Below are 12,282 nucleotides of genomic sequence, written 5' to 3'. Positions count from 1 at the left end.
CGGGTCTCCTAACCGAGGCGGCGGGGCGGGGATGATGCCTGCCCGCCCCGCCGCCCCGACAACCGTCCCCGCCTCACCTCTCCGCACCATCGCAGGACGCCAACGAAGGGCTACCGAGCCGCCGTTGAGCAACGCTGCCGGTAGGCCCGCTGCTGACAGGCCCGCGAGCAGTAGTTCCGCGGACGCCCCCGGACCGTCGCATCGAGCTCGGCGTCGCAGGACGCGCACCGCGCCACGGGCGTTCCGGGCGCCCCCGGCACGCCTGCCGCTCCTGGCAGAGTTTCGTCACGCATTTCGTCACGCCGCCGCCGGACGAGCAGCTCGACGCCGTCAAGGGTGCGGGCCAGACCGAAGTCGAAGGGATCCTCGGGCTCCTCGAAGCCGCCGGCCTGCCACAGCCGGCCGAGCGCGGGATAGGGGTACATCCGCTCGATCAGCTCCGCCCGGCCGCTCCACCACTGCTCGATCGAGACGCCGGACTCCCGTTCCTCGCGCAGCACTTCGTGGACCTGCCGGGCGGCGGTCTTCACGAACCCGCCGACCAGCGAGACCACCGCGACCACCTCGGAGGCCCGCAGGCCGGTCCGCTCGGCGATCCGCAGCGCGCGGTCGTGGTCGGCCATGATGTTCGGGCCGGGCAGCCGGCGGCTCCCCGCGGTGTACACGAACCACGGATGCCGCAGGTTCAGCGCCCAGTGCGCGCGGGCCCACGCCTCCAGGCCGGCCCGCCAGTCGGCCTCCTCGCCTTCCTCGCCTTCCCTGGCCTCCCCTGTCTCCCCGGCCTCCCCACCTGCCGCGCCGTCGGAGTCGTCTAGGCCATCGCACCCGGCCAGGTCGATCTCACCGACCACGGCGTCGCGCATCAGCTCGATCAGCTCCGCCTTGCCCGGCACGTGCCGGTAGAGCGACATCGTCGTGTAGCCCAGCCGCTCGGCCACCCGTCGCATGGACAGCACCGCCAGCCCGTCGGCATCGGCGACCTCGATCGCGGCCGCGACGATCCCGGCCAGCGTCAGGCCCGCTCTGCCCCGGCTCTGCGCGACGTCCCAGAGCAGCTCGACGGTGCGCCCGGGATCCGCCACCGCGTTCTCCTCGGTCACGCGCACGCACCCCCTTCTCATCGCTTGACGGCCACCCTATCCGCCTGTTTATGGTGTACGCACCTGTGTACGGCATAAACCTCCGTGGGGGAAGGTACGCCCATGCGCGACAGCCAGTCCGTCCAGTCCCAGCTGCCCTTCCAGTCTCAGCAGCCCGTCCAGCCCGAGCAGTTCTACGTCGCGCCCTGGGGCCGCGACTCCTGGCCCGGGACGTTCGACCAGCCGTTCGCCACCCTGCCCGCCGCCCGGCAGGCCGTCCGCGCCCGTACCGCGGCACAGCGCTCCGATCTCGTGGTCAGCCTCCGCGCCGGCACGTACGTGCTGGACGAGCCGTTCACCCTCGATGCCGCCGCAGCCGACTCCGGCGAACACGGCCACCGGGTCGTCTACCAGGCGTACGGCTACGGAACTCCCGAGCAGGAGACGGCCGTTGTCAGCGGTGGCCGGGTGATCACCGGGTGGCGGCCGAGCGGACCGAACGGGCCCGACGGCCCGGACGGCGCCTGGCAGGCCGAGGTCGGCCCACTGGAGACCCGGCAGCTGTACGTGAACGGCCGCCGCGCACCGCGCGCCGCAGTCAGCCCCGGCCTCCCCGGCAACGTGACGAAAACCGAGACCGGTTACGTCACGGACAGCACCGCGCCGCAGCACTGGCAGGACCCGGCGAGCATCGAGTTCGTCTTCCCCTGGGTCTATCCGTGGTCGCAGGCGCGCTGCCGGGTCACCGAGATCACCGGCGACGCCCGGTCCACGACGATCACGCTCGCCCAACCCGCCTTCGGCTGGGCCGGCGAGCTCTACACCGCCGCCTGGACCGGTCCCGGTTTCGAGAAGCCTGCAGCCCGCCCGAGCGGCCAGTGGGGCGGCCTGGCACAACCCGGTTCGGCGGAGAACAGCGTGAGCTTCCTGACCGAACCGGGCAGCTTCGTCCTCGACCAGCGCATCCCCGGCCGCCACGTCCTGCACTACCTCCCGCTGCCCGGAGAGGATCCGGCCGAGGCCGAGATCGTCGCCCCGGTTCTGGAGCGGCTCGTCGTCGGCCGCGGCACCGAGCAGGACCCGCTGCACGACGTGACGCTGCGCGGCCTGACCTTCGCCGACGCCGGCTGGACCGAACCCGACGGACCGCACGGCTTCCTGCAGTTCTTCGCGAACACCTACTACAGCGGCGGTCCGCTGCAGAAGGTCGAACTCGCCGAGGGGAACGCCCGGCTGACGATCCCGGCGGACCCCAAGCTGGTCCCGGCCAACATCGAGTTCACCGCCGCCGCGCGGGTCGAGCTGCACGACAACACGTTCACCCGGCTCGGCGCCGGCGCGATCGGCTTCACCGGTCCGGGCCGGGACAACGCGGTCGTCGGCAACCTGATCGAAGAGGTCTGCGGCAGTGCCGTGACCGTCGCCTCCGAAACCGGCACCCGGATCCAGCAGAACCTGATCCACCACATCGGCCGCGAGTACCACGGCTCCCCCGCTGTCTGGGTGATCGACGCACGCGAGGTGACGGTGGCCCACAACGAGATCCACCACGTGCCCTACAGCGGGATCGTCGTCACCGGCGGCGAACAGGCCGCCGGGGTGCAGGTCGTCGAGAACCTCATCCACCACACCATGACCGCGCTCGCCGACGGCGGCGGCATCTACCTCAACGGCCGCCAGGGGAACAGCTACGCGGACGGCAGCCTGGTCCGGGGCAACGTCATCCGCGACACCGTCACCTCCTACAACTACGGCCTCTACACCGACTACGGCGCCGCCTGGGTGACCGTGCAGGGCAACGTCGTCCACCGCGGTGACACCCCGATCGTGCTGCGTGTGACGCCCCCGCTGGAGAACGTGGCCTTCCTCGACAACTTCTGGGACGACCTCCCCGCCGACTACGACGCCCCGCCGCCCGGGGTCACCCTCGCCCGGAACACCGTGCTCCCGAAGGACGGCTTCGAGCAGGCCCTGGCCGCCGATCCCGCCGGCGCGGCCATCGTGGCGGCCGCCGGCCGCCACACCAAGCCCGAGCCCGACACCAAGCCCGAGCCCGACCCCGAGCCCGAGCCGCACTAAATCCGTTGACCGACGAACCATCAGCTCGCTATAACTCGGCGAACCCCCATTCGCAGGAGACCGCGTGCTGATCCGTCCCACCGCCGACACCGCAGCCGACCTCGCCCTCGTGCTCTCCGTCACCGTCACCGAGCCGGTCAGCTGGACCGGCCCGGCGGCCTACCGCGAGCTGCTCGCCAGCGGCTCGTACCGGCCCGAGCACACCTGGATCGCCGAGAGTGGCGACGGCGAGGTACTGGCCCGGGCCGTCTGGTGGACCTTCCCCGACGGTCGGGACCCGCTCGCGCTCGACTGCCTCTGGGTGGCCGAGTCCGTCCCCGACCGGGTCGCACTCGCCGCGCGGCTGCTGACCACCGCACACGCCGCCTTCCTCCAGGCCGGCACAGCCGTGCGACCCGAGGCCCACCTGCGCCTCCCGCCCGACTGGCAGGCCGACCCGGCGGTTGCCGCGGCCGTCGGCTGGCGACAGCAGGCGGCCCAACTCGCCGGTCTCACCAGCGTCCTGCAACGCCTGCAGTACGAGTGGACGCCCGAGCTGCCAGTTCCGCCCGCCGACGACCGGCTGCAGTTCCGCGCCGAGCCGGACGACGAGGCGTTCCTGGACGTCTTCCGCCGGGTCTCGATCGGCAGCCTGGATCACGACACCCGCACCGGCACGGCCCGTTCGGGCGTCGACGCCTACGCCCGCGAGACGCTCGACGTCTACCTGAGCATGCCCGGCGACCGCAGCTGGTGGCGACTCGCCCACACCCCGGACGGCCGGCTCGCCGGCTTCGCCATCCCCTCCGCCAATGCCCGGAACCCGGTGGTCGGGTACCTGGGCGTACTCCCCGAGTTCCGCGGCCGAGGACTGGCCGACGCCCTCCTCGCCGAGATCACCCGCAGCCACGCCACCCGCGGCGTGGACCGCATCGTCGCCGACACCGACTTCGACAACACCCCGATGGCAGCGGCCTTCGACCGCGCCGGCTACCGCAGCTTCGGCGTCCGCCTCGTCCTCAGCGAGCCGGCACCGACCGACTTGCCACTGGCCGAACTGTCACCGGCCGGGCTGTCACCGGACGCGTAGCAAGCCGCAGCACCTGGGGTCTGGGCACGGCATCACCGGCGCGTTCCCTCCGGTCCGGGTTCTGCCCGGATCAGTAGACGAAGGGTATGAGTCGCTTGGTGCGGGTCCGGTAGTCCGCGTAGGCGGGGCCGAAGGCGGAGACGAGCAGACGTTCCTCGCTGCTGATCCGCCAGCTGTAGGCGCCGACGAGCAGGGCCGCCACCATGAGCGTGGCGGGCCAGCTGCCCTCGGCGAGGGTGTAGCCGAGCCAGACCAGCAGGCTGCCGCAGTAACCGGGGTGGCGGATCAACCGGTACGGGCCCTCCTGGACCACGCGCTGCTCCTCGACGGTGCGCAGCGTGCGGGTGTAGAAGCGGCCCAGGGTGCGCATGCCCCAGGCACGCAGCACCAGCCCCGCGGCGAGGACCACGAGACCAATCCAGCGCACCCCGGTGGAGACCGGCCCGATCGACCAGTGGCCGCAGACCAGGTTCACCACGCCCGACGCCCCGTACGCGGCCAGCAGCAGGCGGGTCGAGCCGCGATCGCGGTCGTCCCCCTCCCAGGTACCGGCAGCGGCGTCCTTGCGGGAACGCAGCAGCAACTCGTAGCCGATCCAGCAGAGGATGCCCAGAGCGGCGAGCAGACTCGTTGGCGACATGGCGGTCACTCCTCAGTGGTGGTGCTGTCCCACGTTCACCATGCCGCCGAACACGGCTCCGGAGCACGGACCCGTGGGTGGAGAAACACCGCTCCACCCACGGGTGGAGACCACCGACGCCTCGTCAGATGCGCAACACCGAACGGAAGAGCGCCTACAGCACGTACAGCGCCCACAGCGCCTTCAGTCGCCACGGCCACCACAGCGCCTCACCCGAAGGCGCCGCCGGCGTAACGGTCGAAGAGGGCCTGGACGTACTCCTCCAGCCGGGCCGTCACCAGCTCGGGCGTCAGGTCCGTCCGGCCGAGTTCGCGCCACGGGGTGGCGACCTTCGCGGCGTCCGGGGCGAAGGCCAGGGTGTCCAGCAGCCGCCAGTAGAGGTGTGCGGCGTGGTCCCCGGTCAGCGTGCCGCCCGCCGCAGCGTAGCGGTCGGCGAAGCCGATGCCGGCCGGCGCGCCGTGCAGCAGCGCCAGGGCGGTCGAGCAGTGCGCCACATCGAGGTCCGCCGGGCCCCACGAGGTCTCCACCCAGTCAACGACGCCGCTGATCCGCAGGTTCTCGCCACTGCCCTCGAAGAGAACGTTGCCGGGGTGAAAGTCCCGGTGCAGGAAGCACGGCAGGAAGGCGGGCGGTTCACGGCGGATCACGTCCACGGCCCGTCGCCAGAGCTCGGGCCGCCGGGTGGCCTCGGGCAGGCTCACCCGCTCGGGTGCGGTCCACGCCTGGTAGGCGCGCGGGCGGGTCCCGTCGGTCACCCGCACCCGGTGGATCCGCAGCAGCTGGCGGGCCAGCAGGTCCGCGCGCCGGTCGGCGTCCTGGTCGGTCAGCCGGACGGTTCCGGGCAGCAGTGACATCAACAGCGAGGGGTGGTCGCAGGACTCCGCCGTCGCGTCCAGACCGAGCAGCGTGGCGGCGGGCACGTCGGTGCCGTCGAGCAGGCGCAGGACGTCTGCCTCCCGGGTCAGCAGACCCTCGGCGTGCTCCACGAAGAACGGCATGACGAACGACCGGAGCACCAGGTCCCGCGAACCTCCCGGCCCACTGACGCGCAGCCGGCGCATCTCGGACGTCCACCCGCCGCGCAGCCGCTCGACGCCGTCGATCCGCTCGCCCGCGGCCAGCCCCTTCTCCACCCAGGACCGCGTCGCGCTCCAGCCGGCATCCTCGGTTCCCCCGCCAAGTCCCATGGGAAGGAGGCTATCCGCCGATCAACCGCAGGTCCACGAACGGAATCCGGTCACCGGGCAGCAGGTAGCGGTCCACCTCGACGAAGCCGTGCCGGAGCGCGAACCGCAGACCGTCCTCGTTGCTCGCCAGGACCACCGTCTCGACCACTTCGGCGCCCAGCGCCCGCGCCCGCGCCAGCCCGCTCGCGTAGAGCTGCGTGCCGAAGCCCTGGCCACGGTGGGCGGGCAGCACGCGGGCGATCACCGTGGCCGTGGCCGCGTTCTCGACCGTCGGCGGGCGGACGGTCGTGCAGCCGACCGCGACGTCGGCGAGGTACGCGAGCTCCAGGTGGTTGCGCCCCGCCCGCTCGCGCACCTCGGCGAGCGACAGCGGGTCGGTGGGGATGATGGCGTTGTGGATGGACTGCCAGTCCTCGAACGCGGACGTCTCGTCGGACTGTGACAGCTGGGCAATGCGCAGGTTCGGCATGGCAGCAGGAAATCGGGGTCGCCGCCGGGGCGTCAACCGATTTGGCGCCAGGCGGCAGGTGGCGGGTGGCAGGGGCCCGCAACCCGGCGCGGCCACCGCCCGCGCAACGCAACGCGGCCGCCCCGCCGACAGGGTCGATCGGCGGGACGGCCACCAGGCACAAGGCCCTGTTGGGGCCGGACGGAGCGCCTGTCGAACTCGAACTCGTGCTCACTCGTGCTCAGACGCGTGTCGAAGCTCGCGACCCAAGCCTGCCCGCCGGCGGCCACCCGCCGGAACCCGCCGATCGGCGGTGACCACACCCCGCCGATCGACCGGTCCCCCTCACCTAGCACTTCGCAGCCCAAACACGTGAACGATATCCGGACACAGAATGACAACGATCGGACGATCTGAGGTTAATTTGAGGTTTACGCCCGAAATGGTCGCCTAGTCTGCCCGGATTGCCCCGGCCTGGAAGCCGCGCCCGCCCCGGGCGTCCCGCGTCCGGCCCGAGTCGAGACGGAAGGACCGGACACGTTGAGCGCGTCAGAGCCGAGAGCGGCGTCCCACAACAACTACCGCCGCACGCTCGGCACGATCAGCCTGATGGCTGTCGGCCTCGGCTCCATCATCGGATCCGGCTGGCTGTTCGGTGCCGAGCGCGCCGCGAAGCTCGCGGGGCCCGCCGCGCTGCTCGCCTGGGTGATCGGTGCCGCAGTGGCGCTGGTCATCGCCCTCACCTACAGCGAGCTGGGCTCGATGTTCCCGAAGGCCGGCGGCATGGTCCGGTTCGGCCAGTACTCGCACGGCTCGCTGGCCGGCTATCTGGCGGCCTGGGCGAACTGGATCGCGATCGTCTCGGTGATCCCGGGCGAGGCGACCGCCTCCGTGCAGTACATGAGCTCCTGGCACTTCGGCTGGGCGCACCAGCTGGTCGATGGCGAGAAGCTCAGCGGCAGCGGGGTCGCACTGGCCAGCGTGCTGCTGGTCGGCTACTTCGCGCTGAACTGGTTCGCGATCACGCTCTTCGCGAAGACGAACACCGCGATCACCGTCTTCAAGGTGGTCGTCCCGGTGCTCACCGCGGGCAGCCTGCTCCTCGCGCACTTCGACAGCCACAACCTGACCGCGCAGGGCGGCTTCGCGCCGCACGGCTGGAACGCGGTCTTCACGGCCGTCGCGACCTCCGGCATCGTCTGGGCGTACAACGGCTTCCAGTCCCCGCTGAACCTGGCCGGCGAGGCGCGCAACCCGGGCAAGTCGCTGCCCAAGGCCGTGATCGGCTCGATCCTGATCGCGCTGGTGATCTACCTCGCGCTCCAGGTCGCGTTCCTCGGCGCGCTGCCGCACGACGCGCTCACGCACGGCTGGAGCGGGATCTCCTACAAGTCGCCGCTGGCCGACCTCTCGCTCGCCTGGGGCCTCAACTGGCTCGCGCTGCTGCTCTACTCGGACGCGTTCATCTCGCCGAGCGGCACCGGCATGATCTACGCCGCGACCACCTCGCGCATGATCCACGGTGTGCAGGAGAACGGCCAGCTGCCGTCGATCTTCGGCCGGGTGGACCCGAAGACCGGTGTGCCGCGCCCGGCGCTGCTGCTCAACCTGTTCATCGCGTTCCTCTTCCTCGCGGTCTTCCGCGGCTGGGGCTCACTGGCCTCGATCGTCTCGGTGGCCACCGTGATCTCGTACATCACCGGCCCGGTCGCCGTGATGGCGCTGCGCCGCCTGGCGCCGGACCTGCCGCGCCCGGTCAAGCTGCGCGCGATGCCGGTGATCGCGCCGATCGCGATGGTCTTCGGCTCACTGGTGCTCTACTGGGCCCGCTGGCCGCTGACCGGCAAGGTGATCGTGCTGATGGCGGCCGGGCTGCCGATCTGGGCCTGGTACGAGCTGCGCAAGCCGTGGGAGGTGCTCAAGCCGCACCTGAAGGCCGGCGTCTGGGTGGTCGGCTACCTGTTCGTGATGGCGGGCGTCTCCTGGGCGGGCAGCAGTCAGTACGGCGGCCACGGCTACCTGCCCGAGGGCTGGGACCTGCTGGTGGTCGCGGTGCTCGCGCTCGGCTTCTACTTCTGGGGCGTGCGCAGCGGCTGGGCCAACCCCTCCCTCGCCCAGGTCCGCGAGGAACTGACCGCCGCGGCGGCCGAGGAGTCGGCCGAGACGCCCGCGCCGGCGAAGGTCTGACGCCTAGCGTCGAACGGCTGACGGCTGACGGCTGACGGCTGACGGCTGACGGCTGACGGCTGACGGCTGACGGCTGACAGATAACGTCATCTGTCAGCCGTCAGTCACAATCGCCAGCAAGCCAGAAAACCAGTGCCACCCCCGAGCCTCCCGATGCTACGTTCCGCAAACGAACCGGCACCGAGAGGCTCAACCATGTCCGACCGCACCTACCGCGTGATCGTCCGCGGCGTCTTCGCCGGCCTCGACGCACAGCAGCGCGCCGCCCTGCTCGCCCGCGCGGCCGAGCACGATCTGCTCACCGCGACATTCAGCGAAGCCGGCACGCTGATCTACGACCAGGCGCTGCGCAACTTCACCTTCCGCTGCGTGATCCGGCAGGAGGAGGACGACAGCGAGCTGGCCGGCGTGAGCGCGACGGTGCTGGCCGAAGCCCACCTCGCCGGCCAAGGCCTCGGGTACGGCGAGCTGCGCGCCGCCGTCACCAGCATGGACGACATGAAGATCAACCAGAAGCGCCGCTGAGCACACGCCGCGCATTCCACCCGAGCCACCACCGCGCAGGCGCCCCCAACTCCGGGGGCGCCTGCGCGTTTTTGCGCACTTCGCCCATTGATCGAGCATAAACGCGCTGCTAGGGTCCTGGGCAGCTCCGGCTGTCATGGCCGGAGCAAATACGCACAACCACCCCTCCCCTTCTCTCCCGATGGACGGTGGCATGCGCTCCCCCGACCCACACCAAGGCCCGCACCAGCCCCCACACCAGCCCCAGCCCCAGCGCCCACACCCGCACCGACCTCGACGCCGCCCAGCACGCTACTCGGCGCTCGGCGCGTTCACCTCGGTCCTTGCCGTGCTCTGCGCACTGCTCGCCGGCCAGCCCGCCGCGCACGCCGCCGCACCGCCGTCCGGCACACTCTCGCAGAGCGGGCAGCACACGCTCGGCTGGCAGAGCCCGACGTACGCCAACGGCTCGGTCCCGGACCCGGCGCACTGCCCGAGTCAGGCCGCCGACCCGCAGAACAAGTTCTGCGACCACTTCGACCTGACCGTCGACGTCCCGGCCGGTTACTGGTTGGACAACCCGGACGGCGGGGTCCCGGTCTCCATCAAGTGGCCCACCCCGAGCATGGAGTTCGACCTCTACATCTACGACGCCACCGGCCACGAGGTCGCCGAGGCCGCCGCCGGAGCCGACCCGTCCTCGGCCGTGATCCCGCAGGCCTCGGGCACGTATCACGTCCTGGTGGTCCCCTACTCGGTCACCAACTCCTCGTACACGGCGACCGCTTCGATCCCGCAGCCGACCACGGTCGGCAACGCGACCGCGATCTCCCGCTCCGGCGACGGCTACCAGATCGCGGCCGGCGCCGCGCAGGCCAGGGTCGACTTCACCTCCGCCGAAGTGTTCCGCCTGCAACTCGCCCCGGACGGCACGTTCACCCAGCCGCCGGTCGGCGAGATGATCCCCAAGGAACCCTCAACCATCGGCGGTATCAAGGAGCGTGACGAGGGCGCCTACTGGGCGATCAGCTCCTCGGCTCTCACGCTGCGCGCGTACAAGAGCCCACTGCGGTTCGCGCTCTACACCGCCGACAACCGCACCGCCGTCTGGCAGGAGACCCGCGGCCTGACCTGGACCGAGGACGCGATGTCGCAATCGCTCAACCGCGGTCCGCAGGAGCAGTTCTACGGAGCCGGCGAGCAGAACGGCAGCTTCTCGCACCGCGACCAGACCGTGAACGTCGCCAACGACTTCAACTGGAACGAGGGCGGCTACAACAACTCCCAGCCGTTCTACCTCTCTTCAAGCGGTTACGGCGTGTTCCGCAACACCTTCGCGCCCGGCGTCTACGACTTCCACAGCCCCGTGCGCACCTCGGCCATGGAACGGCGGTTCGACGCCTACTACTTCTACGGCCCGGACCTGAAGAAGATCATCAGCGAGTACACCGACCTGGTCGGCAAGCCGTTCATGCCGCCGGTCTACGGCCTGGAGCCGGGCGACTCCGACTGCTACCTGCACAACGCCAACCGCGGCGAGCGGCACACCCTGGACGCGCTCAAGGTCGCCGACGGCTACACCGCCAACCAGGACCCGCTCGGCTGGATGCTGGTCAACGACGGCTACGGCTGCGGCTACGAGGACCTCCAGCAGACCGGCGAGGGCCTGCGCGCGCACAACATGCAGCTGGGGCTGTGGACTTCGACCGGTCTGCCGAACCAGGGCGAGGAGGTCAAGGCAGGCGTGCGGGTGCGCAAGCTGGACGTCGGCTGGGTCGGCCCTGGTTACCAGTTCGCGCTCGACGGCTGCCAGCAGGCGAAGGCCGGCATCGAGCAGAACAGCGACGCGCGCGGCTTCGTCTGGCTGCCGGTCTCCTGGGCCGGCGTGCAGCGCTGCGGTGTGCTCTGGAGCGGTGACCAGACCGGCAGTTACGACTACGTGCGCTGGCAGATCCCGACCTACGCCGGTGCCACGATGTCCGGCATCGCGTACGACACCGGTGACGTGGGCGGCATCTTCGGCAGCGACCCGCAGGTGGAGACCCGCGACCTGGAGTGGAAGACGTTCATCCCGGCCATCATGACGATGGACGGCTGGGCGCAGACCGACAAGCAGCCGTGGCGGTTCGGCGAGCCGTACAACTCGGTGAACCAGCGCTACCTGCAACTGAAGGAGCGCCTGCTGCCGTACCTGTACACGCTCGCCGCGCAGGCCCACCAGAGCGGCGTGGGCGCGGTGCGCCCGCTGGTGCTGGAGTACCCGAACGACCCGAACACCTGGGGTGACGCGGCGAAGTACGAGTTCATGAGCGGCAGCGACTTCCTGATCGCGCCGGTCTACGACAACTCCACCACCCGCAACGGGATCTACCTGCCCACGGGCACCTGGGTGGACTACTGGACGGGCAAGACCTACCAGGGCCCGACCACGATCAACGGCTACCAGGCACCACTGGACACGCTGCCGCTGTTCGTCAAGTCCGGTGCCATCGTGCCGATGTGGCCCAAGGGAACGCTCTCCTGGCAGACCCGCGACACCACGAAGCTGGACTACGACGTCTACGCGCAGGGCCACAGCGACTACACGCTGTACGAGGACGACGGCACCAGCCGCGGCTACCAGCAGGGCGCGAGCGCGACCCAGCAGGTCTCGGTCGACGCCGTCGGCCGGGGGCACGGCGTGACCACGGTGACGGTCGGCGCGAGCGTCGGCAGCTACACCGGCAAGCCGGCCGCACGCTCGTACGAGTTCACCGTGCACGTGGGCGCGGGCCCCGCGGCCGTGCTGCTCGACCACACGCCGCTGACCGGCTACCCGACGCCGGCGGCGCTGGACGCGGCCGGCTCCGGCTGGAGCTATGACGCGGCGGCCGGCGTGGTGCACGTGAAGACCCCGCAGCAGTCCACCGGCTGCGGCTTCTCGCTGCTGCTGGCGGGAGCGGGCGGCCTGGCGGGCTGACCACACCGAGCCGGCCCGCACCGGGCTGACCACACCGGCCTGACCGCGCGAGGTCGGCCGGCGGCCGGAGCGGGGGGGGGGGGGGGCAGCGAAACCCCCACGAAACCACAAAAGAGGGGGGAGGGATGTG

The 12,282-nt window shown here is 71.0% G+C and carries 9 protein-coding genes; 5 read left to right on the top strand and 4 right to left on the bottom strand.

Annotated features, from left to right (window positions below; all coding sequences use genetic code 11):
- Positions 1–110: 110 nt before the first annotated feature.
- Positions 111–1,100, bottom strand: coding sequence for a TetR/AcrR family transcriptional regulator (locus AC060L_RS25480; RefSeq protein WP_483801236.1), 990 nt, complete (start codon positions 1,098–1,100; stop codon positions 111–113).
- A 102-nt stretch (positions 1,101–1,202) separates the two neighbouring features.
- Here AC060L_RS25480 and AC060L_RS25475 point away from each other — a divergent pair, with 102 nt between their 5' ends.
- Both AC060L_RS25475 and AC060L_RS25470 read left to right on the top strand, forming a co-directional pair.
- Positions 1,203–3,158, top strand: coding sequence for a right-handed parallel beta-helix repeat-containing protein (locus AC060L_RS25475; protein WP_483801235.1), 1,956 nt, complete (start codon positions 1,203–1,205; stop codon positions 3,156–3,158).
- A 64-nt stretch (positions 3,159–3,222) separates the two neighbouring features.
- Positions 3,223–4,227 carry a GNAT family N-acetyltransferase gene (locus tag AC060L_RS25470; protein WP_483801234.1) on the top strand — a complete coding sequence of 335 codons (1,005 nt, stop codon included), beginning with the start codon at positions 3,223–3,225 and terminating at the stop codon, positions 4,225–4,227.
- 70 nt (positions 4,228–4,297) lie between these two features.
- Here the strand turns inward: AC060L_RS25470 and AC060L_RS25465 are convergent, their stop codons facing one another.
- The 3 genes from AC060L_RS25465 to AC060L_RS25455 form a co-directional block, all read right to left on the bottom strand.
- Positions 4,298–4,867 carry a methyltransferase family protein gene (locus tag AC060L_RS25465; RefSeq protein ID WP_483801233.1) on the bottom strand — a complete coding sequence of 190 codons (570 nt, stop codon included), beginning with the start codon at positions 4,865–4,867 and terminating at the stop codon, positions 4,298–4,300.
- A gap of 209 nt (positions 4,868–5,076) precedes the next feature.
- Positions 5,077–6,054 (bottom strand): phosphotransferase family protein, encoded by a 978-nt coding sequence (locus AC060L_RS25460; protein ID WP_483801232.1) that lies wholly within the window; start codon positions 6,052–6,054, stop codon positions 5,077–5,079.
- A gap of 10 nt (positions 6,055–6,064) precedes the next feature.
- Positions 6,065–6,523: an N-acetyltransferase family protein gene (locus tag AC060L_RS25455; RefSeq protein WP_483801231.1), complete on the bottom strand. Its 459-nt coding sequence runs from the start codon at positions 6,521–6,523 to the stop codon at positions 6,065–6,067.
- A gap of 519 nt (positions 6,524–7,042) precedes the next feature.
- Between AC060L_RS25455 and AC060L_RS25450 the strand changes: the two genes are divergently transcribed.
- From AC060L_RS25450 to AC060L_RS25440, 3 genes are all read left to right on the top strand, one after another.
- Positions 7,043–8,689 carry an APC family permease gene (locus tag AC060L_RS25450; RefSeq protein WP_483801230.1) on the top strand — a complete coding sequence of 549 codons (1,647 nt, stop codon included), beginning with the start codon at positions 7,043–7,045 and terminating at the stop codon, positions 8,687–8,689.
- A gap of 195 nt (positions 8,690–8,884) precedes the next feature.
- Positions 8,885–9,214, top strand: coding sequence for a DUF6204 family protein (locus tag AC060L_RS25445; protein WP_483801229.1), 330 nt, complete (start codon positions 8,885–8,887; stop codon positions 9,212–9,214).
- A gap of 193 nt (positions 9,215–9,407) precedes the next feature.
- Positions 9,408–12,152, top strand: coding sequence for a glycoside hydrolase family 31 protein (locus tag AC060L_RS25440; protein WP_483801228.1), 2,745 nt, complete (start codon positions 9,408–9,410; stop codon positions 12,150–12,152).
- Positions 12,153–12,282 lie beyond the last annotated feature (130 nt).

The sequence above is a fragment of the Kitasatospora sp. NEAU-69 genome (assembly GCF_057158765.1).
Note: the sequence above shows the minus strand (reverse complement) of the source record. Positions and strands in the feature narration are given on the sequence as shown.

Bases quoted from the DNA above. Each gene is read 5' to 3' on its own strand.
- AC060L_RS25475 (WP_483801235.1), top strand. From the start codon at position 1,203: ATGCGCGACAGCCAGTCCGTCCAGTCCCAGCTGCCCTTCCAGTCTCAG.
- AC060L_RS25465 (WP_483801233.1), bottom strand. From the start codon at position 4,867: ATGTCGCCAACGAGTCTGCTCGCCGCTCTGGGCATCCTCTGCTGGATC.
- AC060L_RS25460 (WP_483801232.1), bottom strand. From the start codon at position 6,054: ATGGGACTTGGCGGGGGAACCGAGGATGCCGGCTGGAGCGCGACGCGG.
- AC060L_RS25455 (WP_483801231.1), bottom strand. From the start codon at position 6,523: ATGCCGAACCTGCGCATTGCCCAGCTGTCACAGTCCGACGAGACGTCC.
- AC060L_RS25445 (WP_483801229.1), top strand. From the start codon at position 8,885: ATGTCCGACCGCACCTACCGCGTGATCGTCCGCGGCGTCTTCGCCGGC.
- AC060L_RS25440 (WP_483801228.1), top strand. From the start codon at position 9,408: ATGCGCTCCCCCGACCCACACCAAGGCCCGCACCAGCCCCCACACCAG.